The organism is Methanomassiliicoccales archaeon, from assembly GCA_029907465.1.
GTDB lineage: Archaea > Thermoplasmatota > Thermoplasmata > Methanomassiliicoccales > JACIVX01 > JACIVX01.
Genome location: JARYLV010000004.1, coordinates 64,619 through 90,569, shown reverse-complemented (window position 1 = coordinate 90,569; position 25,951 = coordinate 64,619). Strand labels below are relative to the sequence as shown.

Below are 25,951 nucleotides of genomic sequence, written 5' to 3'. Positions count from 1 at the left end.
TCCCATTTGAAATGATGAGTTCGAAGGTTAGAAAGCTATGGTTTCCGATACCTCAATCGGTGAATCACCATGATCATACGCGCAGTTAATACAAAAACTGTAAAAGTCAATGATAGAATAACGAGGAGAATGGTCGTGTGCGGGGAGAAGTGTCAGATTATTGAGTTTATATTGGAAAAGGGTGCAATAATTCCTGCACATAAACACCCTCACGAACAAATTGGCTATGTGCAAAAAGGAAAACTCAAGATATCGATCGACGGACAAATCAGCATTTTAACTCAGGGAGACGGGTACTGGATCGAGCCAAACGTGGAGCACGAAGTCGAGGTCCTTGAAGATTCGATAGCTATTGACGTCTTTTCACCACCGAGGGAAGACTTTAAGACATGAGACAGTAGAAATCAGAATTCAGTTCAAACCCAGCGGATAATAACCTATCATGAAATCGCAATAAATCATGTTGGAAAGAGATTTCTAAGAAGTTCAACTAGAACTACCAGAGCGATCGCCATTCCGATAACAAACCAGGGATTAATCTTAATTGCCTTTTCATCTTCCGATTCAAAATACCTTATCAATCCTGCGGCTGACTGGAACCCTTCACTTTTTTTCTTAGGCATACATTACTCTGATTTCTCAATACTATATTTATAGATTATCAAATCAGCTCCTGAGACAGCTTTCAATTTACAACCGAAGAACTCGATTCAAGATTGCCCCATCCATAGATTTATATTTTAACTACAGATTCTTCCGTCACGGTACGATGCATTGGGCAGACGTTATCGCGAGATCCCTGGCCTCAGCGACAGACAGCCATCTAATTTCCACAGGGATAAGTCCTTCTGGTTTTATTCATGTTGGTAGTTTGAGAGAGGCAATCACTGCAAGCGCAATTCAGAAAGCACTCACAAATTTTGGAGCGAAAGTGAGACTTATCTATCTTATTGATTCTTTTGACCCGCTGCGGAAGAGATACCCATTTCTCCCTGAGGATTTCGAAGATGATGTCGGCAAGCCACTTAGCCATGTGAGGTGTCCATGCGGGTCTCACAAGAATTATGCCCACCACTTCATTCAACCATTCCTCGAAGCTCTGGACATCCTTGGAATAAAGCCTGAGATATATTGGACGCATGAGCTATATGCGAAGGGCATGTTTGCAGATGCAATAGATACCGTCATTAGCGCTAAAACGAAGATCGTCGAGATTTTGCGAGATGTCACAAAGAGAGAAATCTCCGACGACTATTTCCCGTACAATCCACGGTGCAACTGCTGTGGGAAATTTACTGACGTTGAAATTCTTCGATATGAACGCCCGTTTGTTTATTATCGGTGTAGATGTGGTAACAACGGTAAAGCGGATATCAGGAAGGATGATGGGAAGCTTCCCTGGAGAATCGAATGGGCGGCAAAGTGGAAGATTTTCGGCGTTACTTGTGAGCCATTTGGTAAGGATCACGCGGCTGCGGGTGGATCATATGACACTGGCGTGAGATTTGCTCGGGAGATCTTCGGAATCGAGCCGCCGTTTCCCGTGCCATACGAATTTGTACAGCTCAAAGGTAAAGGGCAAATGCATAAGTCTACAGGCTCAGTAATTACTGGCATCGACGCTCTTAAGATTACGCCCGCGCCTGTCCTGAGTTTTACGATGCTCCGATACAATCCAGATCGTCATATCGATTATGACCCCGGGCTTGGGATCCTTGAAATGGTCGATGAATACGATAGAATTGAAAGGTTATATTATAAAGGTGGGGCCGAGGAAAAAGAACTCGATTTACTCCGTGCATACGAGCTCTCTCAACCGAAATTTATCAGACCTCAGATGCCACTTCAAGTCCCATATCGACACCTAGTTAATGTAGTCCAAATCGCCGAGTCATTTGAAGATGTAATTGAGATTCTAAAGAGAACTGAGCATATCTCAGAGATCTCACAACTTGATGCGGAAGTGCTATGGGAAAGAGTGCAGTGCGTAAAATATTGGCTCCTTCACTTTGCACCCGAAGAGGTGAAATTCTCGTTGGCAACGGAAACACCAAAGATAAAATTGGAAGAGGTGGAATGTGCATTTCTCAATTGCCTTAATACAGCCTTAAAAGACATCGATTGGGAGGCAGATGCGATACATAATAGTATATACGGCTGCGCCAAGACAAGCGGCCTGAGCGCAGCGAGGGCATTCCAACTCCTCTACCAGATCTTCATTAACAGAACATCGGGACCGCGGTTAGGTTATTTCTTTTCAACACTCGATAAGAAATTTGTGCTCACGAGAATTGAAAGCGCATTGCATGCAAAGTGATTAATTCTGTTCACACATTGAACGCCGAGGAATTTTAATTAAATAATACCAAGCTCTGTTAGTTTCTCTGGTAGGTATGTGTCCGTCACATAATCAAGGCCATATTTTGCCAGTGCCTGCTGTTCGGCCTTCTTTCCGATTTCAAGCATCGTCTCAATTTCATTACGCCAGAATTCGTCATTAAATCTCGGATCGTTAAGTTCGGCGTTCAATGCACGAATATCCATATCCGTCAGTTTGTCTGTTGGTAGATCATAATTGATAATGTCCGATGCGGTGATACCGATGAACTCAGCGGTCGGCGTTGCAAGGTATTCTGAGATATGTGCGGTCTTGATCGCCCCATAGGCAACCGATGCGAAAATCCTGAAGGACCATGGATCTCCATCGGTAAACACAACAACGGGTAGCTTCAGCTCTTCATTGAGCCGTTTGATGAAGCGCCTCGTACTCCTCGCAGGTTGCCCCTTGAGATGAACAAGGAGTGCGTCGAACTTCTCATCGAAGCCGTTTTCAACAAGACGGTCAAACATACCGCCAGTTTCAATCGCCACCACGAATTTCGCACTTGTCCCGATCAATTCTATTTTTTCTTTTTCTACGTTGTAGGGAATGCTGTAACCAGAGTCCCCAACATCATCTCTACAGTTAATGCGTTTGAGCTTTCCCTTCCTATCGACCTCTGTGATCGTCAGGTCTCCGATGATACTTGCGCCGTTTTCTTCGGGCCTCAGTTTGAAATCCTCTCGTAAGCATTTGGTGACGATTTCGAGATCCTCTGCCAGCAAATTTGATTCGTCCTGTGACGAGAACTTTGCTTTCCCCCATCCTTCGGAGATATAATACATCTCTCTGAGAGTTGAAGACTTATTATTCGCAATCATGTCTTCAATGAATTCGAGAACAAACATCGTGCGAAGAAGCATTTGGGCGCCCCTTGTTTTCTTTGCTGTTCGTGCACCCATCGCTTTGCCATACTTCCAAACACCGAGCTTGGGATCAAACTTGATATTGCCCTTAGTTCTCAAGGGAATTAGCATTTTAGGAATCTTCCCCTCGCTGATCTGATCGTAAATCGAATTCGCAATCTCATACAATCTGTCTAACGCTTCTCCATGCCTCTCACTATTCGTCACTTAACACTTCCCCCTCTTCATCGTAATCAATTTCTTCTTCCTCTTCCTGCTCGATCCCAGTCTCAGCACATACATCAATCTCTTCAATCTTCATGTCCTCGAGATCCCAGTCACCTGGCAAAGGATCGGCCCCAATGACAAGAACCGGATTGATACCGCTCACATAGATCTCATTCTCATCATAACTATCAGCATCGAGTCCTACCAACTCGAACGAGACCTCGACTTGCTCAGTTGATGGTATCCGGCTGAGCTGCCACGTTAATTTGCTGTTGTCTCTGATCTCTGATGGTTCTGGCAAGATACTGTTTGCATCCAACGCCCCAGATGGAACGACAACGTGAAGAAAGAGACTTTGTGTCTTCGGTGTGTAGTTATAGACAGTAATCTTCACCCTATGCCGGCTGTTTTCATAAGTCACAGAGTCTTCAATCCAGACAACATTCATAATCTTAGTAATCGTCCCTTTCAATGACGGCACTTCTTTTCCGACAATTTTCGAGCATTTCTGGGCAATCAACGGGAGAATTTCCTGAACGATTTCGAATTTGGCGCGCGTCTTCCCCTTCATTTCCTTTTTATGCAGGTGAGTCTTCAATTTCCTTGCGCATGCCTTTAATGCAAGTTGGATTTCCTCGAGAAATTCTGGAATATTCGCAATTGCCTCCTTTGCCTCAGAGGTAAACGGAATTTTCGTAGATGCAACGTGAACAAGGATGATCGCTGGTCCATAGGGAATGCCTTCACCTCCACGCTGTTCAAACCCATATCTTCTCCAGTCCATCGTTTCAATGGCCTTCGTGATCACACATGCACCTTGCTGATAGAGAAGTGGAACTCTATTTGCGAACCTCAAGATCGTTACTGGTTGATCAGATGGTAAATTCCCACCGTAAACGATTCCTACCTCGACGACGAAGGGGTTCCCAGAGTAGACTCGAGGTTGTCTGGTCACTGGCGGAGCGTAGAACTCCGGTTTATATTCCTCGAAAACATTCTTTAGCCCCTTTCTGATCAGGGTCTCACCGATTGGGGATAGACAGTCTGTCGGAGGGGATTGAATTCGCACCTGCGACATCGCATCTAGTAGCTGTTTGTACTGTTCGAGCGTCAGTTCCTGCGGTTTTGAATCCCCGCTCAACCACGCTTTCTCACAGATCTCCTTTGCAACACGATCACTTATCCTGTTGAATTCGTTCTTCAAGAAACCAAGGAGCCTGGTTTCCTTCGTCGATTTCGCCATATTGATGAGCGTACCTAATTCAAGACCATATGGATGCGGTCGGATTTCTCGCGTCGGCGGGGGGAGCTTATCTGTCGCCCTTTGAAAAATGTATTTTTTACCATCGGGATCGTTGAAAATAATCGTTGCATGGGGATTGACAATGGCTGTTTGACGCAAGTACTCAAGAATTGATTGTTTTCCCGAGACATAGCGCCCTTCCAACCACATCTCAATCCTCGTCCCATGCTCCTTCTCGTCCCAAATAATGAATTCTCTACTGAGAACATCTGGTTCATTTTTTCTCGTATTGATTTTGATCTCCATTTTCGCAGCAGGCTCATCCTTTTCAGTCTTTGATGTAATAACGGTGGGCCTTCCAGTTGTCATCTGACTGTACAGAACTGCCGCCGAGATTCCAATGCCTTGTTGGCCCCGTGCCTGACGAAGTGCATGGAAGCGCGAACCATACAATAACTTGCCGAAGACATTAGGAATGACTTTTGGAATGATTCCAGGACCATTGTCCTCAACAGTGATTTTGAATTCGTTCTGGCTCGTTCTTTTTATGTCCACTATAATTTCAGGAAGTATTGACGCCTCTTCACACGCATCAAGTGAATTGTCCACGGCCTCCTTCACGGCCATCAGCAATGATTTCGTTGGCGAGTCAAAACCGAGGATCTGACGGTTTCTCTCGAAGAATTCCGAAACCGATATTTCCCGTTGTTTCTTTGCGAGGTGCTCTGCGATAGAAGCCATACTAAATCCCTTAAATCTCAAATGGTCTGTTTAGTGCATCCCAGCTGTATTATTCGTGAAGTCATAAATAAAGATTGTCCATGGGAGATCGAAATTACTTAGTTATTGAACTCCTTGCCGCAATTCCAACATTTTTCGTCCGAGTGCTTGACTTTCGCCCCACAATTAGCGCATATCATCTCCTCTTCCTCATCCTCGAATCGTTCGCCGCATTGGGGGCATTTCTTTGCATCGGGAGGGACTTCGGCACCGCATTCAGAACAAACGAATTTTTCCACTAGTTTTCCTTTGTCTGTTCTCCCTGCTTCCCCTTCCTTCTCGGGAGCCTTTTTGTCACCGCTCTTCCCTTTTTCTTCTCTCTCCTTCCTCAATTGTTCCCTTCTTGCTTTTGAGGTATCCATCCACCATGTTAGGGCGAGAAACAGGTAAAATAGAACGCCAATCTGGAGGAAAACGATCAGGAGTCGGGTGTAAAGGAGTTGCTGAAATAAAACATCATCAGGAACGCTGAGTGGGCCGAAACCCCAATAAGTCATGGTTCCATTTGAAGAGAATTGATACTCGAAGACCCCTTCCCAGAGCGCAACGTCGGTTGAGAAAACATATCCATCGTCAACCTCATACAGCGGTGTCATGTTGACGATTAGAGACGGTGCATAAGTCCAAAGATCTGTGATATTGACTTGCACTCTACTTTCGTTTGTTCCATTGATCAAAGTGACCTCAAAATGATAAATTGTTGATGCATTCCCGCGGTAAGGGGTTACGGTACCATTCACAAGGAAACCATTTTCAGAACTTACAACATCTCCCCCATATCCTGTGAAATCATAATAACTTTTTATACCGAAAGAGATTCCGAGTACCAGAAATAAGACAATTCCGAAAAGTGCCAGCTTTTTGAGACTTTTCAGGCCAAAATATTTAGGGAGACCGTAGGCAATCAGCGCGATTACGATGGAAATGAAACATAAATAGTACCATAAAAACAGAAGAAGTATAGCTGATAGAACAAATGTTAACAAAATTATTGCGGGAAGTGCATACTTCTTTGTCTTAAAAGCCTCGAGTCGCTTTCTCAGTTCTTCTTGAAAACTCATTGCTTCAGGATATTGAATAACGCTATTTTAGGTTTCCTGATATCTAGTAAGGCATAGTTTTTGTTCGGCTTATCAACAACCAGGATACGAATTTCTTTTCGTAATAGATATGCCAGTTAGAGACAGCTTAACGCTCATATCACCAAAAATCGCAGAGGGAGGAAAAACTTCTAAATTCCTTTCGTTAACGACCTTGTATGTCATTCCGTACATATGATTGAAACGGAATCACCAGTCTTTGATACACCCTGACAGACCTCATTGATGGGTTTCAATACCTCCTAGCATGATTCCCAAGATTATCGCCAAAGAAGGTGAATCTATGATACCAAATGAGTCTCGCAATTCAAATGAGGAAATTCTCATCTCACCTTCGTGAGGATTCGTTTGGTATGATATAGACAGATAAATAATATATAAAGAGTGAATGATGCGAAAACACCCTTTTGATTGAGGGAACTTATGAAAACGGCAGTTGTGGCTATCGGCGGGAATGCGATCCTAAAAGCTGGCGAGGAGGCTACGTTAGAGAACCAGCTAAGAAACCTCAACATGACGTGCTCGCATCTTGCCAGAATGATAAAGAACGGATATGATCTTGTCATCATTCATGGCAATGGACCTCAAGTCGGCAATATATTATTGCAAAATGAGCTCTGTAAAACGGAGATTCCGCCGATGCCTCTCGATGTTTGCGTGGCGGAATCCCAGGGACTTCTAGGCTACCTCATACAGCAGTCGCTAGCCAGTGCTCTTGCAAAAGAGAGTGTTGAAAGAACGGTGACATGCATCGTCACACGGGTGCTCGTAGATCCAAAAGACCCCGCATTTGAGAAGCCATCGAAGCCGATCGGCCCATATTACTCCCAAGAAGAGGCAGAAGAACTGAGAATTGAGAAGGGATGGACGCTTGTAGAAGATATTAAGAGAGGAGGATATCGAAGAGTCGTGCCCTCTCCACGGCCGATTTCAATCCTCGAATCTGATGCAATCAAGAGACTCATTCATGCGAAAAAAGGAAAAAAAGAGATCGTCGTCGCCGCTGGCGGAGGCGGAATACCCGTTGTCAAAAAGGATTGTGGATATGAAGGAGTGGAAGCTGTTGTTGATAAAGACTTTGCGGCATCGGTTCTCGCTCGAGACATCGGAGAGAAAACGCTGATTTTTCTTACTGATATCGACCATGTTTATGTGGACTTTGGAACGGATCGAGCACGTCCTCTTAAAAAAGTGACTCTCGAAGAAATTGAAGAATATGTCGAAGAACAACAGTTCCCTCCTGGATCGATGGGGCCGAAGGTTCAGGCCTCAATCGACTTTTTGAGGTCTGGTGGGAGATCGGTAATCATTACATCACCTGCACTTGTTGAGAAAGCGCTTTCTGGAAAAGCTGGCACAAGGATTTGCGCTGGTCGGTGATGGTCAATGGTCAGTACGATTGAAGAGCAAATTAAAGCGATTGAAGAAGAGATCGCCTCGACCGATTACAACAAAGCAACACAGCTACACATTGGTCGATTGAAGGCAAAACTTGCGAGGCTTAAGGCTGAACTGGAAAAGCGCAGATCGAAAACAAGTGGGGGGCAAGGGTATGGTGTGCGGAAATCTGGAAATGCGACGGTGGCACTCATAGGGTTTCCGAGTGTGGGAAAGTCGACTCTCCTTAACAAACTGACAAGCGCTAGGAGTGAAATCGGGGATTACCACTTCACAACGCTCGAAGTGGTTCCGGGGATGCTGTATCACAGAGGCGCGAAGATTCAAATTCTCGATCTTCCTGGCCTGATTAAAGATGCATCAAAAGGAAAGGGTAGAGGGAAGGAAGTCCTCTCAGTTGTGCGATCTGCAGACCTCATCCTTCTGCTACTGGATATTTATGAAACACAAATCGAGATACTGATCAAGGAATTAGAGAATGCCGGTATTAGACTAAATCAGAAACCACCAGACGTCGTCGTTACGAAGCTCGAAAAGGGTGGAATTTCAATAAAGTCGACGGTGAAACTGAAGAGCATTGACGAGGGAACGGCAAGAGCAATTGTATCAGAATACGGGTATGTTAATGCCGAGGTGATTATCAGAGAGGACATTACAGCGGATCAGCTTATCGACGTCCTCGCAGGCAACAGGGTATACGTCAAGGCAATTGCTGCGGTGAACAAGATCGATCTTGCGACGAAAGAGGAAATCGATAACATCAGGGAAAGACTATCCTCTCTTTCGCCTGTTTTTATTTCTGCAGAAAAAGGCTTAGGCCTCGAGGAGCTGAAGGATAAAATATTTGAAAGCCTCGATCTCATCCGCATTTATCTAAAACCGCAGGGAGGGGATCCAGATTTGGATGAGCCGCTCGTAATTAGGCGGGGCAGCACGGTGGGAGATGTTTGTGATCACATTCATAGGACGTTTCGGAAGAATTTCAGGTACGCATATGTTTGGGGTAAGAGTGCCAAATTTCCAGGACAGATGGTCGGTCTCGATCACATGCTCGAGGACGAAGATATTCTTTCGATTGTCATTGTGAGAACGAGAGAACGAGATTCCAAATAAATGAAAGTCCTTCAATTTTGACAAATAGGTGCGTGATCAAGAATGGAAAAACAAGAAGGAATACGAAGTGGACTTTCAACGGTCGCAGTTCATGCAGGTGAACGAACAAATGAAATTCACGGTGCAGTCACTACCCCCATTTTCCAGTCATCCACTTTTTATTTCCCCACTGACGATGATAAAACATGGGAGGGCCAGGTACCTGATGGATCATACATATACACGAGATACGGGAATCCGACCATTAGAGCAGCGGAGGACAAGATAGCGGCGCTTGAAGGTGCAGAGAAAGGTCTGGCCTTTTCGTCCGGTATGGCTGCAATTACAACGACGCTTATGACTTTTCTACGGAAGGGAGATCACGTCGTTTCAATCAGAGACATCTACGGCGGAACTTTTTCCTTCATGAAGAATGAACTGCCGAAAATGGGCATTTCAGTCAGATTTGTTGATTCTTCAAACCCCGCGGAGATCCTTGAGGCGATCCATGAGGCACCAAAAATCGTTTACATTGAATCACCAACGAACCCTATGCTTAGGATCGTGGACATTCCAAAAATTGCCGATGCCGCTCATAAAACTGGAGCGATTGTAATCGCGGATAACACATTTGCCACGCCTGTCAATCAAAATCCTATCAGTATGGGGGTTGATATCGTGGTCCACAGCTGCACGAAGTACCTAAATGGCCATTCAGACCTTATCGCGGGGGCCGTCGTTGGAAGGAAATCCCACATCGATGAGATTGCGAAAAAGCGAATCGTCTTGGGCGGCGTTCTTGATCCCTTTGGTGCTTTTCTACTGTTAAGGGGATTGAAAACATTAGTCGTCAGGATGAAGAAACATAACGAGAATGGTTATGCAATCGCCCAATATCTTGAAGCACATAAAAAAGTCGAAAGAGTCTATTATCCTGGTTTAGAGTCTCACCCGCAGCACGCACTTGCAAAAAGTCTTATGCGTGGATTCAGTGGGATGGTTAGTTTCGAAGTTGCTGGTGGGCGCAAGGGAGCAGAAGCTGTGTTGAAATCCCTTCGCTTGATAAAGAGGGCAACGAGCCTTGGTGGCGTGGAGTCGCTTGCGAGCATGCCAGTAAATACGTCACACGCCGCACTGTCAAGAGCTGAGAGGGAACAGCTCGGTATCAAAGACTCACTTGTCCGCTTATCAATTGGGATTGAAGACGCAGAAGACCTGATGGTTGATCTAGATCAGGCGCTTCAGCATGTATCCTAGAGCGAATGATAGCGATGAGAAAGCATTATTTAATGCCTTTTCGATGTGCACCAGATGATTCAGCGTCCTAGAGGCACAAGGGATTTCACACCTGATGAAATGGAAAAAAGACGATACGTAGAGAGCCTCATGAGGAAAGAGGCTGAGATCTTTGGTTTCAGGGAGATTGCGACCCCCATTTTTGAACATGCTGAGCTGTTCACAATGAAGTCGGGACCCGGTATCCTCGAAGAGATGTACGCCTTTAAGGACAAGGGGGGGCGCGAACTTACGCTACGTCCTGAACTCACCGCACCTGTCATGAGATTCTTCGTCAACGAGCTCACAGACCTACCGAGACCCTTGAAACTATATTACATGGGGCCATGTTTCAGGTATGAAAGGCCCCAGAGTGGAAGATTCCGGGAGTTTTACCAATTTGGCGCTGAGCTGATAGGTACGAAGAATCCTGAATCCGACGCGGAGATCGTCTCTCTCGCCTCTTCCATCATGAAAAGAATAGGTCTCAGGGACTATGTGGTCAGGATCGGACACATAGGCATTTTGAGGGACATTTTGAGAAGAGAGGGGATCGATGGGGAGAGCGCGTCTGTCATCCTTCAAAAGCTTGACAAGAAAATGTATGACGATGCAAGCGTATTGATGGAAGAGAGAGGTATGAGCCAGGCATCGATAAGGGAGATCATTAAAATTACTAAGATTTCGGGGCAGCGTTCCGTGCTTCAGGAATTACAGAGCTTTGAGGGAGATGCAAGGGAATACCTGAATGACATAATTGAAATCCTTGAAATTCTGGGAGTTGAAAATCTGCGTGTAGATCTCGGGGTGGTAAGAGGATTGGATTACTATACTGGTATGGTTTTTGAAATCGAAGTACCAGGGCTCGGGGCTGAAAAACAGGTTTGTGGGGGAGGTTCATATTCGCTTGCTGAACTATTCGGCGGCGAAAAAGTCTTCTCAACCGGATTCGCGATAGGATTTGATCGGACGCTTATTGCGCTCGAAAAACAAGGAATCGATTTTCCAAGAAAAAGAGTTGATGTTTATGTCATCCCGCTGACCGATGGGCTACGCAAGAAAGCGTTTGAAATCAGCGCTAGGTTGAGGGACAAAGGTATCTCTACCGATATCGACCTAATGAGGAGAAGTCTCCAGAAGAATCTGAAATACGCTGCCTCGATCGGAGTGCGATATGCAGCCATTATCGGAGAGAGAGAGGCGGAACAGGGCATCGTTATATTGAGGAATATGGATACTGGCGAACAGACGCCAGTAGCGATGATTGAACTTCCAGAATGGCTTGCATGTGCAAGGGGAACAGCGCCTGAGGCTGCCGGTGGGGATACAAAAAATTCTTAGGAGGAAAGTTGGGCCGCCCCTCAGACGCCTAATTGTCTTAAGATGGGCACCTCTATATTAATCTATACCCTCATTGATGAGGTAAATCTGTCACTTCATTGATAAAAAAGCGAAGTTGATTGATATGGGCTGTATTCTTCAAATTGCAATCACGCAGCAATGGCGTTACTTCGGATGATTCAGTTTCCCGTGTGATTGTCAAGTTCTGAATTGAGAAGCATATCGGCTCGACTTGTCATCGGATTATTACGGCTTACGTGGCGAATTGAACATCTCTTGAAATTTCTTAATTTTGAAAAGACCTCTTTTGCCAGCGGTATCAAATTTGAAGCTTTGATCGCGTACTTTCCGTTTATTTGATTGACAACGAGCTCGCTGTCCATGAATATATCCACCTCATCTGCCCCCAATCTGCTCGCTTCCTCCAAACCAGCGATCAGGCCACGATACTCCGCCTCGTTGTTTGTCGCAGTTTGAATGAATCGCGAGAACTCTTTGACAACCGTTCCTCTCTCATCCACAATGATTACTGCGTAGGCTGCAGGCCCCGGGTTGCCTCTTGAACCTCCATCGGTATAGATGGCTAGATGAATCGTCATCCCTCCGCAAATCCCACAATGGCATTTTTTTTACCTTTGACAATTTTCTGCCATGAAACTAAGAAGTGACGTTTTTTGACATATAAGTCTTAAGTGGTCTCATAGAATGAGAAAGACTAGAGGTACTTCACGAACCGATTCCGATCGTCGACAAGCACAATTTTCGCTTTTGAGGGCGATTGGGAAAGTTCGAAAGCCATAATGATAATTTTATCTCCTTTTTTGACAAGCCGTGCCGCGGCGCCGTTCACTGCAATGACTCCAGAATCTGCTTCTTCTTCAACAGCATAAGTCTCGAACCTCGCACCGTTGCTAAGATCCGCGACCAAAACCTTCTCCCCGATCCATATGTCTGCTTTTTCAAGGAGAACTTTATCAATTCCAATGCTCCCTATATAATCTGGTTCGACATGCGTCACCGTCGCCCTATGTATTTTTGCATGCAGGATTTCTCGCATGGGGGGCTGATTGAGAAAAAGGGCTCAATAAACTTTCTCTAGGATCCAAAAAAATGTCGATTAGTCATTAAGGTCGATTGCTGTTGATGCTATGCCGTATGAGATGCTCTACATCACTATTATGTATACCTGTTTACTATAGCCCGTTAGGTCTGATCATTTGACTTCAAAGGTCTCAGTTGACATGGCCCTTTGTTCGCACGAGACGACGATTGAAGTTGAAGACAAGAATGACGGCACTGTTAGTGTACATATCAAATCTTCCTGCAATCATGTCAAAGAATACGCAAAACTTCTCACGGAAGTCAAACTGGACGACCTATACGAGATGAAGGGCTCGAAAATACTCGAACTTGCCACTGAAGCTCGTTTAACTCCTACCTGCCTTGTCCCGGTCGGCGTGTTCAATGCATGTTGGTTAGAAGTGGGGATGATTTCGAAGAATCTTGTGAAGACAAGACCATCCGTTTGTATCCATTTTATGGAGTAATGGGTTACCAACTTCCCCCCACACTCTTGGATTATTGACACTAATGCGGAGAATCGTTAGTGAAAGACTCGTTTCCCTGCATCGTTTCCGCTTCGAATGCACTCAAGTGAAAGTAATGGCAGATTCATATACACTTTCAACATAATGGAGCGGTCATTATCTTCTTCCAAGCCAAACACGATTTTGATCAATGAGTCCATCAATTTTTGGTGTCGAGGAAGATTTGATCGCCAAAGGCTTCATCAAAACAACCATACAGTTTTCGAATTCATCTGCCAGACTTATACAAAATGCTGGTTTCTCAACCCACTTTTCATTGTGGCCAAAAATTCCCTAAATCTCAAATAATCAATACACCGAGATTCAAAAGAAATTTTACGGCAGACCTAATTTCATATTGATCGATTGAATCAACAACAACTGAAGGGCCTTTTCTGATAAATGGTCATCTGGCCAGTCACTACTTCCTAGAGGGCCCTTTTACGCGATTGAAAGCATCGTGCTCATTTGATTTGTCTTTCACAGATACCTCACCCCCCTAAGAATCGATAGAGATCATACTCCTTGCAGACTCGTTGCTGGGAGCCAGATGAATTGATTTTGCTACCAGATTTCTTTGATGAAAATGCGTTTTGGACATTTGAGTCCTTATGTTTAAACAAAAAAATCCAAGCACGGAGCGCCCCGGCCGGGATTTGAACCCGAGTCCCGGGCTCTCTGCTTCCTCGAAGGAAACGACAGGCCCGGATGATAGGCCACTACACTACCGGGGCATTGCAACAGGAAACCCTCAACAAGTATGATATATTTATTCCTTGGGTCTTGATAGCCAGCCCTCTGGAGTTAGATGTGTAGAATGAGATGAGATTCTTCCACAATAAGGGCACTAGTTTTATGAAGCTGACCGGTTAATCTACATGATAGATAAAAATGGACAAAAAAATCAGAGTCGAAGACTACATGGTGAGAAATGTTGTATCCGTCCCGCCAGATTTCACGGTGGAAGAAGCGGCAAAGAGGCTGATCTCTACAGAATTCCACGGATTGCCTGTTGCGGAAAACGGAAGGCTCATAGGTTTCGTGACAGCGAAGGAGCTCTTAAGGGCTGCTTCAAGACCACAAGCGAAGATCAAGGATATCATCAGAAGAGGCACAATAAGCGTTAATCCAGAAATGGATATCGATGATGCCGCGAGAATTCTTTTCAGGTACGGTCTTAGAAATCTTCCAGTTGTCGACAAAGACGGCAAACTTGTCGGCATGATTTCAAATATTGATATCGTGAGGTCACACATCGAGCGGGCAACTCCCAATAAAGTACTGGTGATCAAGACCTTTCTTGAATCAAAACATAAGATCAAGATTACAGTTAAAAGACGAATCATTCCGATCGAGGCATTGAGACCAACCCAACACGAGGTGTATGCAGATGAACTTCGCGGGAGACAGTTTGAGATCAAAAGGGGACTTGTTGAACCAATCATCGTGGTGCAAAGAAGAGATTATTATCTCTTAATTGATGGTCATCACCGGGTTCTCGCGGCCAGAGCAATGGGGGTCAAGCAGTTTTCAGCTTTTGTGCTCGAACCCAATATCGACGTAGAACTTGGTCTGGAAAAGACGGCAAAGGAAAGGGGATTGCTCACAATGGATGACGTGAAAATCATTGAGGGATCCCACCATCCCATGATTGAGGTGACGACTAGACTGATCAAGGAAGAGTCTTGATCCTTCGTGACTAGAGGAGGGGCTGTAGGATCAATTCTTTTTGATAGACTCCAATATGATTTTTTGTTCGACCTGAGCGACGAGATTGATCGTCTCAAGGACCGTGTCTGGGTTGAGACTGATACTGTCAATGCCGTGCCTGACAAGGAACTCAGTGAATTCAGGGTAAACCGATGGAGCCTGGCCACAAATCGAAACAACTTTTCCTTTCTTATGGGCAGCGTCGATCAGATGCGCTATCGCTCTCTTGATCGCCTCGTTTCTCTCATCGAAATATCCCATCTTCGCCAGAATGTCAGAGTCCCTGTCAGCACCCATAATGAGCTGCGTCAGATCGTTACTGCCGATCGAAAAACCATCGCAATAGTCAGCAAATTCATCCGCCATGAAGATGTTGCAGGGCACCTCAGCCATTAAGTATAACTTGAAATCCTTTCCACGGTGCAGGCCGACTTCTTCCATCATCTCTGTGATCTTTTTCAGTTCTTCCACCGTTCTCACAAATGGTAGCATAACCCAAATGTTCTTTAGACCCATTTCTTCTCTCACTTTCTTGACCGCAAGCAATTCCAATTTGAACGCTTCTCTGTACTGGTCAGAAATGTACCTCGAGCAACCTCTCCAGCCAATCATTGGGTTGGATTCATGGGGCTCAAACTTTTCCCCGCCTTTCATCTCCCTATATTCATTCGTCTTGAAGTCTGAGGTTCTAACAAGAACAGGACGTGGATAAAACGCACGGCCAACGATCCCTATTCCCTCTGCGAGTTTGTCGACGAGTTCATTGGCACGCCCCTGCTCCATGAGCGCTAAAGGATGTTCAGCGACATAGCTAGTGAAGAGGAATTCGATTCTCATTAATCCGACTCCTTGGACAGGCAACTTCGCATATTCCTCGGCTTTTTGTGGCACACCAATGTTAACGAGGATCTTCGTACCAGTTATAGGGACGTACCTCGCGGCGGGAACACCAATGGAGACTGGCTCTTCCTTCTTTGGGGTAATACCGCCTTCATACACGACTCCCATTTTACCGTCGACCGTTACAAGCATCCCATTTTTGAGTATTTTTGTAGCATTCGTTGCTCCAACAATACACGGTATTCCAAGTTCCCTCGCGACAATCGCAGCGTGACACGTCATGCCACCCTCATCGGTCACAATAGCAGAAGCCCTCGTCATAGCGGGAACCATATCAGGAGTTGTCATGACGGTTACGAGAACATCACCGGGCTTTACGACATCAAGACTCATCGTTTCCTCGTAAATTTTCACTGGCCCTTGTGCAATACCGGGGCTTGCCGCGAGTCCTTTGACGAGCACCTTCTGCTCCTCAGTTCTTGCTTTATGGGTTACTTCCTGCATTGAATCCATTCCCTCCATATCCTCCTCACTAACGTTTTTATGCGAGGCGAGCGTGGTAACGGGTCTCGCCTGAACAACATATATTCTCCCCTTTTCGACACACCATTCAATATCCATTGGTCTTCCGTAATGCACTTCTATTTCCCTTCCAATCTCGGCGAGTGCCAAGATCTGCTCGTCTGTTAGTTTCTGTGCGCTCGCGCTCGCATCATCGACATTTTCTTTCTTGCTCTCCCCATTATCACCTTTAACCAATTTCCATGTTTGCTTAGCTATTCTCTTGTTGAGGATCTTCTTGTGGAATTTGTCGACCACATAGGTATCAGGGGTTACCTTGCCTCCGACCATTGCCTCCCCTAACCCATAGCCAGCCTCAATAATAATATGCGGAAGCTCGGAGTTGGGGTCAACGGTAAACATGATGCCTGAGACTTCAGAATTGACCATTTTCTGAACAACGACCGCTAGCTTCACTTGGTCGTGACTGAACCCTTTGCTTACCCTGTATGCGATTGCTCTAGGCGTGAAAAGCGATGACCAGCATTTCTTAATTTTTTCCAGTAGCTCCTCTTCCGTGCTTACGTTCAGAAAAGTGTCCTGTTGGCCTGCAAAGCTCGCCGTAGGAAGGTCTTCAGCTGTCGCACTCGACCTGACGGCAACGAGACAATCGGGTCCTTCCTTTTTTAAAAGACCCCTATAGGCATCTAAAATCTCCCTCGCGAGATCCTTGGGGATTGTACTTTCATCAAATGCCTTCCTTATCGATTGAGAAACATCTTGAAGGAGTCTGTCATCAGAGATGTCCAGACTAGAAAGCGCTGATTCGATTACATCCACTAGATGATTCTTGTTGACGAAGTATTCGAAAGCTGCAGTCGTTAGCACGAATCCTGGTGGAACATTAAACCCGGCATTCGCTAATTCTCCCAGATTGGCAGCCTTTCCACCCGCAATAGATATGTCTTCAGCTGTCAGATCGGAGATTTCCATTATTCTCTTTGTCATCTTACCCCTTCCAATCGACATCTCGATAGACCTTACACATCGGTCCTTGTTACCACATATCAAATATCTCGTTTAAATCCTATGGTTCCTTACACGCTCAAACTGCGCCTATAATTGTTATAAATTGAACGTATCGTATCTGAATTACGAAAGCCCCATAACTTGAGCAGAAAGATGCAAAATATACACACATCCAAGCGATCATATGAAATGCAAGAAAGAAGGATATTTAGATCGATGAAGAATGGGAAAATCCCAAGTGAGCTGAAAAACTAATATTGTCGTCCTCACGAGTCGATGCTTGATTTGCTCGATCTCCTTTTGTATTCATGAAGGTTCTTGAAATCGAAGTTAATGAAACACTTTATCGAGCGAAGTTTTAGCTAATTTTCTAATTTTTCGGGAGAATACAATAATATATTGAAATACGATGAGGCGCACGGGTGCGTACCTTGAATAACAATAGTCAATCAAGAACCGTTGAAATTCGTTGGCATGGGAGAGGAGGTCAAGGAGTTGTTACGGCAAACGAAATATTGGCCGGTGCCGCTCTTCGTGAAGGGAAGTTCATCAAAGCATTCCCAGAATTTGGACCGGAGAGGATGGGGGCACCGATCAGAGCGTTCGCTAGGATTTCTGATAAACCGATTACAGTACACAGCCAGGTCTATTACCCAGATTATGTCGTGGTAGTGGATTCCACATTATTGGGACAGATCGATGTCACGGAAGGATTAAGATCGAACGGCGCTGTCATAGCAAACTACCCAGATGTGCCGGAAAAACTAAAGTCGATTATCGGTGACAAATTTGAAGTGCATACTGTTAATGCAACACAGATCGCCCTCGAGGAGATTGGCAGACCGCTGGCCAACACCGCAATGCTCGGTGCTCTCGCAAAAATATCTGGCATAGTGACCCTTGAAAGCATCATTAAGGAGCTCGAAAGGAAATTCATGGGAAAATTCACAGCCGATGTCACCGCGAAAAATGTAAAAAGCGTCAAGAGGGCGTACGACGAGGTGATTTGATGAGCGACCCAGAGAAGAAGTACAAGGACTATCCCGAGGGCGGAGTAATCGATGAGGCGGGAAGCGCCAGGAAATACAAGACAGGTGATTGGCGTTCGCAGAAGCCCGAGGTTGACAAAGAAAAGTGTATCAATTGCCTTTGGTGTTGGGTTTATTGCCCAGATAACTCAATACTCGTCGAAGAGGGGAAAATGGTTGGTTTTAGATATTCGCACTGCAAGGGTTGCGGGATTTGTGCCGCTGAATGCCCAAAAAAGGCGATAACAATGAAAAAGGAGGGGAACTAAATGCAACCGATCGCGATGAACGGGGATCAGGCTATCGCGTATGCCTGGAAGCAGGTTAACCCTGACGTCGTTGCCGCTTATCCAATTACGCCTCAAACGATCATCGTTGAGGCCTTTTCGGAATACGTGGCAGACGGTCTCGTCGATACAGAGTTTGTGTGCGCCGAGTCCGAGCACAGTGCGATGAGCTTGTGTATTGGGGCCGCGGCTGGTGGTGCAAGAACATGCACCGCGACCGCGTCAGCAGGACTTGCATTTATGTGGGAGATGCTTTACATAGCGGCCTCAATGAGATTGCCCATCATCATGGCCGTCGCAAACAGAGCATTGAGCGGTCCCATCAATATCCATTGCGACCACAGCGATACGATGGGCGCCCGCGATTCTGGGTGGATCCAGATCTATGGAGAAAACGCCCAGGAAGCCTATGACAATTCAATCATGGCTTTTAAGATTGGTGAGCACCTTGATCTGCGCCTCCCAGTAATGACGAATTTTGACGGTTTCATTACGAGCCATTCACTGGAGAACCTCAGCTTATTACAGGATGATGATGTGAAGAAATTCGTCGGAGAATTCAAAGCAATAAGACCTTTGCTGGACTACAGAAATCCCGTCACGTATGGCCCATTCGATCCTCCTGATTTTTATTTCGAACACAAATACCAGCAAGTAGAGGCGATGAGTCGGGCAATGCCTATTATCAAGAAGGTTGCTGACGAATACGCGAAACTCAGCGGCCGGTTCTATGACATCGTCGAGCCATACCGAACTGAGGATGCAGATTTCGTCGCGATTGCTGTAGGATCAACGGCTGGAACCTTGAGAAGCGTTGTCGACGAACTCCGGGCTGAAGGAAAGAAAGTGGGAAGTCTTAAGCTACGAGTCTTCCGTCCGTTCCCAGATAAGGAGATTATCGAAGCCCTTGAGGGTAAGAAAGCTGTTGCGGTGCTCGACAGAGCAATAAGCTTCGGCGCGACAGGCCCGATATTCCCCGAAGTGCGATCAGCACTTTTCGATGCCAGTGAGAGGCCGAAAGTCGTCAACTACATATACGGTCTTGGTGGCAGAGACGTCTCAATCGAGGAATTAAAATCCGTCTACAATGGACTGATGACTGGCAGGTGTGATAGAGTCAATTACCTGGGGGTGAGAATCTGAATCTAAAAGAACTTTCGAAGAAACCATCTGCTATTACCGAAGGCCACAGACTGTGTGCAGGTTGTGCTGAGCCCATCATCGTCAGACAAATTCTGATGGCGAGTGATAAGCCTGTTATAGTCGGCAATGCAACGGGATGCCTTGAAGTTTCCACAACTGTCTATCCTTACACTGCTTGGGCAGTTCCGTGGATCCACAGTGCCTTTGAAAATGCAGCTGCAACAATAACTGGAGTAGAAAGTGCATATAGAGCGCTCGTGAGGAAGGGAGTCATTAAGGATGAAATCAGATTCATCGCCTTCGGAGGAGATGGCGGTACATATGACATCGGATTTCAATCACTCTCAGGAGCGATTGAAAGAGGACATCGGTTTGTCTATGTATGCCTAAATAACGAAGCTTACATGAACACAGGTATTCAAAGATCTGGCGCCACTTGGAAAGGAGCTAGCACGACGACTTGCCCAGCAGGCGCCTGTATCCCTGGAAAGAAGGAGTTTCCAAAGGACCTAACAAAAATCATCATTGCTCATGAACTTCCTTACGCTGCGCAAGCATCACCTCATAACTGGAAAGATATGATGGAAAAAGCAGCTAAGGCATTTGAAGCAAATGGACCAGCATTCATTAACGTCGTCGCTCCATGCCCTAGGGGTTGGAGATTCGATTCTTCCCAGACAATTCAAATTGCGAGGCTTGCTGTTGAAACTTGCATCTGGCCGCTCTATGAATACGAAAATGGAACCTGGAGACTGACTGGTGACAGCAAAAGAATTGCAGAGGGAAAGAAAGAGAAGAGGCCGATCACGGACTGGCTGAAATCGCAAGGCAGATTTAGACATCTCTTGACAGAAAAATGGAAACACGTTGCTGATGAAATACAAGCCGAAGTAGACAGGAAATGGGAGCAGCTCAAGAAATACTGTGAAGAATGAGCGCTTCCCTAATAGTCTCCTTTTGTTCCTTTTTTTCATTTTTCTGTTTTTTTTACTGCTTCTGCGAAAACAGAGGAAGATCTAGAGTTTAAGGGTTGATCGGAGTCATTATTGGCTATCTCCGTCGTACACCATCTTCGCCGCAAGTCCTATGAAATAATTGCCCAATGCCCTCATCTCTCGCTTTCCAAGGGGTTTTTTGGCACATGGACGTAAGGGCGTATTCAGATACACAATATCTGGGCTGACTCTCTTGCAAATCTCAGCGATTCTTGATGCTTCGTGCATGTTCTCTTCGACGAACATAATCTCTAACTGAAAGCTACCCTCGAATTCCTTTCTCATCATTTCCATTCCGTGAATCACATTGGCGAATTCAATTTCCTCATGAGGCCGATTTACGGCACGAAACGAAGATTCTGTCGCGGCATCGAGCTTTGCCACAATCACATCAGTTTTCCTGATGTCTCGTCTTACTTCCGAATCAAAAAGTAGCGAGGAGTTCGTGAGGACACCGATTTTTACGGTCGTCACTGACCTCACAACATCAACGAGTTCGCCGAGATTCGAAGCCAAGGTCGGTTCCCCTGTTCCAGAAAACGTGATTATATCTATTTCTGGAAATTTTGCAAGGGCAAGCTCCAGCTCCTCTCTGACGGCCTCAGATGATACAAACTCGCTTCGTTTGCATGTAAGAACCCCTTTACTTCCGAGCTGGCAGTAAAGGCAGTTATAGCTGCAAATTTTTGGTTCGACGCCGATCGGATCGATTCCAAGTGATCGTCCAAATCTCCACGATCTCACTGGTCCGTAAACACTCCGCATAACGTCACTTCGTTATAGACGTCAACTGAGCCTCTCCATTATAATGGCTTCTGAAGTACCCCGACTCGTTGATTGATTCCGAAGCAAAATGTAAGGCACAAAATGTAAGGGAGGGAACTGAATCACTGAAACAAACGTATGTACAGCAGAATTTTCGATAAAATCGCAGGAGAATACAATAGATGGTATGAAACGCACAAAGAAATATTCTTGTGCGAAACAGAAGCAATAAAGAGCTTCAACTTACGGGGCCTTGGCCTTGAGGTCGCCATCGGAACTGGATCAATTGCAAGTGAAGTTGGAATTAATGTAGGAGTTGATCCATCATATCCGATGCTGCTCTATGCAAAAGACAAAGGAATCGATGTTGTTCAGGCTTTAGGGGAAACACTGCCGTTCAAAAACGAAATCTTCGATTTTGTTCTAATTTCGACAACACTATGCTTTGTCGTTGACCGGATATCCGTGATGAAAGAGGTTCACAGGGTCTTGAAGGGAAAAGGAAGGGTTGTTGTCTGCTTCATTCCGAGGGATTCAGTGTGGGGGAGATATTATATTGAAAAAGGTAGGCATGGGCATCGGATTTATCGTCATGCGCGATTCCTCAGCCTTGATGAAATCATTGAGTTATTGGAAACTTCTTGTTTCGTGGTCAAGAAGATTGTCTCGACACTTCGATTCGGTCCTGAAGACGAACCCACTATTGAATGCCCTATGGAGGGCATCGCGAATGGCGGATTTGTTTGTGTCGAAGCCGAAAAAAAGTAAAATAATAAGTGACAATAAGTCAAGAACTCTTTCACGACTGAGCGAGCAATTCTTCCCAGAACTTGAGCGTTTCCTTCGCCTCTTCTTCATCGATTGTCTGGATGGCGAATCCGGCATGAACCATGACCCATTCGCCAATTCTTGCATCCACTAGAGAAATATTGACTTTCCTCAAAACACCGCCGAAATCGACATCAGCCAGATTTCCCTCGATGAAAATAATCTTTCCTGGGATTGCGAGACACATGCTTTCATCTCATCGCGATGACATGATTTTCAATATTGCTTCCGCAGGCTGATCGTCGCACTCAGTGAGGGCACGAATGGCTTCTTCCTCAGTGCAACCTGTCTGTTCCATCACCAACTTCACGTCCTCACTAGGGATTTTCTTCTTTTCGTCTTTGGCGATTGATTTCCTTTCCAGAATCTCAGGTTCACCAAGGATTTGAAATGTCTTTTGTCCCTGGACTTCCATCAGCGTCACTGCAGCTTCTTTGATGACGTACTCCTTCGTTTTCGTGCGAATGACGACCTCCTCAACGTCCTCGATCTCTTCTGCCTTAATACCGAGACGTTTCATCGCCTGTTTGACCTGGCGCGGATTCACTCGACCAATACCGGGCATCATGTTTTCTGATCGAGTGATTGATGTACAGAAGTTAAATCTTTTGAGTCTCTCCATCGGCGACGTCCTGATTTCCAATTGATTCATCAGAGGACTCTCAGGAATCTTTCGATTTCCCAGTCAGTAACGCGGGTCCTGTATTCATCCCACTCCTTTCCCTTGATGTGGAGATAGTGATTGAATATGTGATCCCCAAGCGTTTCTTTAACCAACTTACTCATACGCATCAGACTAAGTGCTTCACCAAGGCTTTCCGGAAGGCTCTCAATGTTGTGTCGTTCCCTTTCTTCTTTGCTCATGTGATATATATCACGTTCAACGGGTTCTGGGGGTTCGATGCCCTTCTCGATTCCATCAAGACCTGCAGCGAGCATGACAGCGAATTGCAGATATGGATTTCCAGCAGGATCTGGATTCCTGAGTTCAATCCGTGTCTTAGTGCCCCTGCCTGCGGGAACACGGATCAGAGCACTGCGGTTCCTGTTCGCCCATGAAATATAGCATGGAGCTTCATATCCTGGCACGAGCCTTTTGTATGAATTGACGTAAGAGGCGAGAATCGCGCATGTTTCCCTCGCATGTTTGAGGAGGCCACCGATGTACTTGAGGGCAATTTCACTGAGTCCATATCGGCCGGAAGGGTCATCAAACGCATTTTTTCCATCAATAGTTGCCAGCGATTGATGGACGTGCATCCCAGAGCCGTTTACACCGTAAAGAGGTTTAGGCATGAATGTCGCGTGGAGCCCGTGTCTCAAGGCGATTGTCTTGATCCCGAATTTCAAAGTAATCATGCGGTCAGCGATCGTCAGAGCGTCGTCATATCGCAAATCGACCTCATGCTGGCCTGGCGCAACTTCGTGATGCGACGCTTCCATGTTGAACTTCATCATGTCGAAATTCATCATAATATCTTTGCGGACAACCTCGCCTTTATCGAGTGGCATGAGGTCAAAATACCCACCCACATCATTAGGAACTAATCGAGGATTGTGGTTCTCATCAATCTTGAAGAGAAAGAATTCAAACTCAGGGCCAACATTGAACACGTATCCCTTTTCCTTCGCCCGTTCCATCATCCGTTCGAGCACATACCTCGGGTCGCCTTTGAATCTGTTCCCGTTGTGATCGAAAATTTTGCACATGAATCGTGCAGTTTTCATCCAGCTCCCCATTGTCCAGGGATAGATGAGGAAGGAGTCGAGTATCGGAACAGCTCTCATATCAGATTCTTCAATCGTCGCATAACCAAGAATTGACGATCCATCGATGAAAACTCCCTCGTCAATGGCCTTTTCGAGTCTTTCCACAGGGATAGAAACACTTTTGACAGTCCCAAGAATGTCTGAAAACTGCATCTCAACAAATCTGACCTCTTCCTGTCTAACCGTCTTCAGCACACTATCTTTAAGTTCCGGCTCACTAATTGTCTGAGTCATGGCGCGGGGAATGGACAAAATAGATAATAAATCTTTCTATTTTTAGCATTTTGACTAATTTATTGATTATTTTCTGTTTATTCATATATCCAATTAAATCTATTTTTGGACTATGAGAAGCTCAATGAATGAAAAATTGCTTTGGCGAAACCAATACATGTTCTTTGCGATTTATTGGCCCAAGGCAATTTTGACCGCGTCGAGTACGCTCCTGAGAACTTGACTCGTATCAATCGAAGCCTCCAATCCACCAGAGGCAAAGTGCTTCTGACCTCCTCCCCTACCTCCGAACCTTGATAAACACTTGTTCAGGAGTCCAGGGCAATCAATATCGATGTTTTTGTTTACAGCCAGAAGAACCAATGCTTTCTCTTCATGCGACACAAAAATACAAACCGTTTTCTCCTCCTGGATTAAACGGTTTGCCTCGTCGATGAGCGTTTTCCTATCAATTGCTTCAAATAAGCCTGAATAGATTTTAAAAGATCCATGCATTTCAGGAACAAGAGACCTCAATCTTTCGCGTGCATATTTTTTTAGCGAATCTTTCAAGACCGAAACGGAGTTCTTAACATTTCTTACAGCGCTAACGAGATGCTCGGGTTGCGCCCCAATCACTTCAGAAACATGCAATGCAATCGTGCCGAGGGAGATTGATGTCATCATTGCGTTTTTGCCGATTTCAAATGAAACTTCAAAATCACCAGCAGGTTTTGCAGAAGAGATTTTCGTCACAAATATCATGTTTACCTCTGCTGTGTTCCTTACGTGAATACCAGCGCATGCTGCTTGATCAAACTCGCCTATTTTGACGACTCTCACATTATTCTCCGTTATTTTCTCGAGCTTTGCCCGAATATTGGACGCAGCGACCTCGTTTCTTTCAAGCCAATTTTCTGTCACATTCAAGCCCATACAAACGACTTCATTAGCCGTCTTAAGGGCCCTTGCAATTACTGACCAATCGACGTGTCCCCTTACCACTAGACTTTTTTTTGATGGCGAGATATGGATTTTGACGAGTTCGATATCAGGAGATTCTCGCAGTATCGATGAAAAAAGTATGTGTTCTCCTGTATGTCCTTTCATTAGCTCATAGCGACGATCCCAGTCAATTTCGCCATAGACCTCCTGACCGATTTCGAATCTATGACCGGGGACCTTGTGATATATGTAACCTCCTTGAGCCTTGACTTCAATAACTCGCAGTCCCCCAATGTTTCCGTGATCACACTCCTGTCCTCCGCCACCAGGGAAAAATGCAGTTCGGTCAAGCAGAATCCAGTCGCCATCGATTTCTTTGACAATTGCATTGAAACTTTTCATGTATGGATCAGCTTCATACAATCGGTGAGTCATCGCCTTATCTCGAAGGAGAAGGAAGCTGATAAACCTTGTCAGCAATTCTTGCATTCCGTCATATACCTTAAAACACCGTAAGTCCTCTAATCAACAAGGTCCGAAGTCAAAATAGAACCTCAATATTTGATAAACCGCATCTCAATGCATAAAAGGAAATATATTCATAGAATTGATTGGCATATTCGAGATAA

General features: G+C 45.3%; 25 protein-coding genes and 1 tRNA gene. 13 read left to right on the top strand and 13 right to left on the bottom strand.

All coding sequences use genetic code 11. The features are described 5' to 3' along the window. Positions 1 to 69: 69 nt before the first annotated feature. Entirely contained in the window at positions 70 to 393 is a 324-nt protein-coding gene (locus QHH00_02815) for a cupin domain-containing protein (protein ID MDH7508316.1), read from the top strand. Positions 394 to 458: 65 nt separating this feature from the next. Here QHH00_02815 and QHH00_02810 read toward each other — a convergent pair whose 3' ends face one another. Then, positions 459 to 623 carry a preprotein translocase subunit Sec61beta gene (locus QHH00_02810; protein MDH7508315.1) on the bottom strand — a complete coding sequence of 55 codons (165 nt, stop codon included), beginning with the start codon at positions 621 to 623 and terminating at the stop codon, positions 459 to 461. A 146-nt stretch (positions 624 to 769) separates the two neighbouring features. Between QHH00_02810 and lysS the strand changes: the two genes are divergently transcribed. Beyond that, positions 770 to 2,317: a lysine--tRNA ligase gene (gene lysS / locus QHH00_02805; protein MDH7508314.1), complete on the top strand. Its 1,548-nt coding sequence runs from the start codon at positions 770 to 772 to the stop codon at positions 2,315 to 2,317. A 38-nt stretch (positions 2,318 to 2,355) separates the two neighbouring features. Here the strand turns inward: lysS and QHH00_02800 are convergent, their stop codons facing one another. The 3 genes from QHH00_02800 to QHH00_02790 form a co-directional block, all read right to left on the bottom strand. Then, complete coding sequence (locus QHH00_02800) at positions 2,356 to 3,453, bottom strand: DNA topoisomerase IV subunit A (protein ID MDH7508313.1); 1,098 nt, start codon at positions 3,451 to 3,453, stop codon at positions 2,356 to 2,358. Continuing rightward, a complete protein-coding gene (locus tag QHH00_02795) occupies positions 3,443 to 5,437 on the bottom strand; it encodes a DNA topoisomerase VI subunit B (protein MDH7508312.1) in 1,995 nt (664 codons plus the stop codon). The genes QHH00_02800 and QHH00_02795 overlap by 11 nt, the downstream gene beginning before the upstream one ends. Before the next feature lie 98 nt (positions 5,438 to 5,535). Next, the gene (locus tag QHH00_02790) at positions 5,536 to 6,537 is read right to left on the bottom strand and encodes a zinc-ribbon domain-containing protein (protein ID MDH7508311.1); all 1,002 of its coding nucleotides are present in this window, start codon (positions 6,535 to 6,537) and stop codon (positions 5,536 to 5,538) included. Between the two features lie 462 nt (positions 6,538 to 6,999). Between QHH00_02790 and arcC the strand changes: the two genes are divergently transcribed. The 4 genes from arcC to hisS are packed head-to-tail and all read left to right on the top strand — an operon-like array spanning position 7,000 to position 11,682. Beyond that, on the top strand, positions 7,000 to 7,956 hold the full coding sequence (arcC, locus tag QHH00_02785) for a carbamate kinase (GenBank protein MDH7508310.1): 957 nt from the start codon (positions 7,000 to 7,002) through the stop codon (positions 7,954 to 7,956). A gap of 6 nt (positions 7,957 to 7,962) precedes the next feature. Beyond that, a complete protein-coding gene (locus QHH00_02780; GenBank protein ID MDH7508309.1) occupies positions 7,963 to 9,087 on the top strand; it encodes a GTP-binding protein in 1,125 nt (374 codons plus the stop codon). A gap of 42 nt (positions 9,088 to 9,129) precedes the next feature. Next, the gene (locus tag QHH00_02775; protein ID MDH7508308.1) at positions 9,130 to 10,323 is read left to right on the top strand and encodes a PLP-dependent aspartate aminotransferase family protein; all 1,194 of its coding nucleotides are present in this window, start codon (positions 9,130 to 9,132) and stop codon (positions 10,321 to 10,323) included. Positions 10,324 to 10,377: 54 nt separating this feature from the next. Then, the gene (gene hisS / locus QHH00_02770) at positions 10,378 to 11,682 is read left to right on the top strand and encodes a histidine--tRNA ligase (GenBank protein ID MDH7508307.1); all 1,305 of its coding nucleotides are present in this window, start codon (positions 10,378 to 10,380) and stop codon (positions 11,680 to 11,682) included. A 179-nt stretch (positions 11,683 to 11,861) separates the two neighbouring features. Here hisS and QHH00_02765 read toward each other — a convergent pair whose 3' ends face one another. After that, the gene (locus QHH00_02765; protein MDH7508306.1) at positions 11,862 to 12,281 is read right to left on the bottom strand and encodes a ribonuclease HI family protein; all 420 of its coding nucleotides are present in this window, start codon (positions 12,279 to 12,281) and stop codon (positions 11,862 to 11,864) included. A 116-nt stretch (positions 12,282 to 12,397) separates the two neighbouring features. After that, a complete protein-coding gene (locus QHH00_02760; GenBank protein ID MDH7508305.1) occupies positions 12,398 to 12,739 on the bottom strand; it encodes an aspartate 1-decarboxylase in 342 nt (113 codons plus the stop codon). A 184-nt stretch (positions 12,740 to 12,923) separates the two neighbouring features. Between QHH00_02760 and QHH00_02755 the strand changes: the two genes are divergently transcribed. Further along, the gene (locus QHH00_02755; protein MDH7508304.1) at positions 12,924 to 13,229 is read left to right on the top strand and encodes a hypothetical protein; all 306 of its coding nucleotides are present in this window, start codon (positions 12,924 to 12,926) and stop codon (positions 13,227 to 13,229) included. 680 nt (positions 13,230 to 13,909) lie between these two features. Here the strand turns inward: QHH00_02755 and QHH00_02750 are convergent. Next, a tRNA-Asp gene (locus tag QHH00_02750) sits at positions 13,910 to 14,002 on the bottom strand. A 157-nt stretch (positions 14,003 to 14,159) separates the two neighbouring features. Here QHH00_02750 and QHH00_02745 point away from each other — a divergent pair. Continuing rightward, a complete protein-coding gene (locus QHH00_02745; GenBank protein ID MDH7508303.1) occupies positions 14,160 to 14,957 on the top strand; it encodes a CBS domain-containing protein in 798 nt (265 codons plus the stop codon). 30 nt (positions 14,958 to 14,987) lie between these two features. On the opposite strand, the gene ppsA is transcribed toward QHH00_02745, so the two are convergent. Beyond that, the gene (gene ppsA, locus QHH00_02740) at positions 14,988 to 17,327 is read right to left on the bottom strand and encodes a phosphoenolpyruvate synthase (protein ID MDH7508302.1); all 2,340 of its coding nucleotides are present in this window, start codon (positions 17,325 to 17,327) and stop codon (positions 14,988 to 14,990) included. 452 nt (positions 17,328 to 17,779) lie between these two features. Between ppsA and QHH00_02735 the strand changes: the two genes are divergently transcribed. From QHH00_02735 to QHH00_02720, 4 genes are all read left to right on the top strand, one after another. Further along, a complete protein-coding gene (locus tag QHH00_02735) occupies positions 17,780 to 18,358 on the top strand; it encodes a 2-oxoacid:acceptor oxidoreductase family protein (GenBank protein MDH7508301.1) in 579 nt (192 codons plus the stop codon). Next, positions 18,358 to 18,645, top strand: a complete 288-nt coding sequence (locus QHH00_02730) for a 4Fe-4S binding protein (GenBank protein MDH7508300.1) — start codon at positions 18,358 to 18,360, stop codon at positions 18,643 to 18,645. The genes QHH00_02735 and QHH00_02730 overlap by 1 nt, the downstream gene beginning before the upstream one ends. Beyond that, a complete protein-coding gene (gene porA / locus QHH00_02725) occupies positions 18,646 to 19,806 on the top strand; it encodes a pyruvate ferredoxin oxidoreductase (protein ID MDH7508299.1) in 1,161 nt (386 codons plus the stop codon). Positions 19,807 to 19,901: 95 nt separating this feature from the next. Then, on the top strand, positions 19,902 to 20,741 hold the full coding sequence (locus QHH00_02720; GenBank protein ID MDH7508298.1) for a thiamine pyrophosphate-dependent enzyme: 840 nt from the start codon (positions 19,902 to 19,904) through the stop codon (positions 20,739 to 20,741). Between the two features lie 108 nt (positions 20,742 to 20,849). Here the strand turns inward: QHH00_02720 and QHH00_02715 are convergent, their stop codons facing one another. After that, positions 20,850 to 21,566: a radical SAM protein gene (locus QHH00_02715; GenBank protein MDH7508297.1), complete on the bottom strand. Its 717-nt coding sequence runs from the start codon at positions 21,564 to 21,566 to the stop codon at positions 20,850 to 20,852. A gap of 138 nt (positions 21,567 to 21,704) precedes the next feature. Here QHH00_02715 and QHH00_02710 point away from each other — a divergent pair, with 138 nt between their 5' ends. Then, on the top strand, positions 21,705 to 22,334 hold the full coding sequence (locus tag QHH00_02710; GenBank protein ID MDH7508296.1) for a class I SAM-dependent methyltransferase: 630 nt from the start codon (positions 21,705 to 21,707) through the stop codon (positions 22,332 to 22,334). A 31-nt stretch (positions 22,335 to 22,365) separates the two neighbouring features. On the opposite strand, the gene QHH00_02705 is transcribed toward QHH00_02710, so the two are convergent. The 4 genes from QHH00_02705 to QHH00_02690 all read right to left on the bottom strand — a co-directional run bounded on the left by QHH00_02705 (position 22,366) and on the right by QHH00_02690 (position 25,757). Then, positions 22,366 to 22,581 carry a HypC/HybG/HupF family hydrogenase formation chaperone gene (locus tag QHH00_02705; protein MDH7508295.1) on the bottom strand — a complete coding sequence of 72 codons (216 nt, stop codon included), beginning with the start codon at positions 22,579 to 22,581 and terminating at the stop codon, positions 22,366 to 22,368. A 9-nt stretch (positions 22,582 to 22,590) separates the two neighbouring features. Further along, on the bottom strand, positions 22,591 to 23,046 hold the full coding sequence (locus tag QHH00_02700) for a nascent polypeptide-associated complex protein (GenBank protein MDH7508294.1): 456 nt from the start codon (positions 23,044 to 23,046) through the stop codon (positions 22,591 to 22,593). Then, positions 23,046 to 24,398, bottom strand: coding sequence for a type I glutamate--ammonia ligase (gene glnA, locus QHH00_02695; GenBank protein ID MDH7508293.1), 1,353 nt, complete (start codon positions 24,396 to 24,398; stop codon positions 23,046 to 23,048). Before glnA ends, QHH00_02700 begins: the two co-directional genes overlap by 1 nt. Before the next feature lie 171 nt (positions 24,399 to 24,569). After that, positions 24,570 to 25,757: an alanine--tRNA ligase-related protein gene (locus tag QHH00_02690; GenBank protein ID MDH7508292.1), complete on the bottom strand. Its 1,188-nt coding sequence runs from the start codon at positions 25,755 to 25,757 to the stop codon at positions 24,570 to 24,572. Between the last annotated feature and the right edge of the window lie 194 nt (positions 25,758 to 25,951).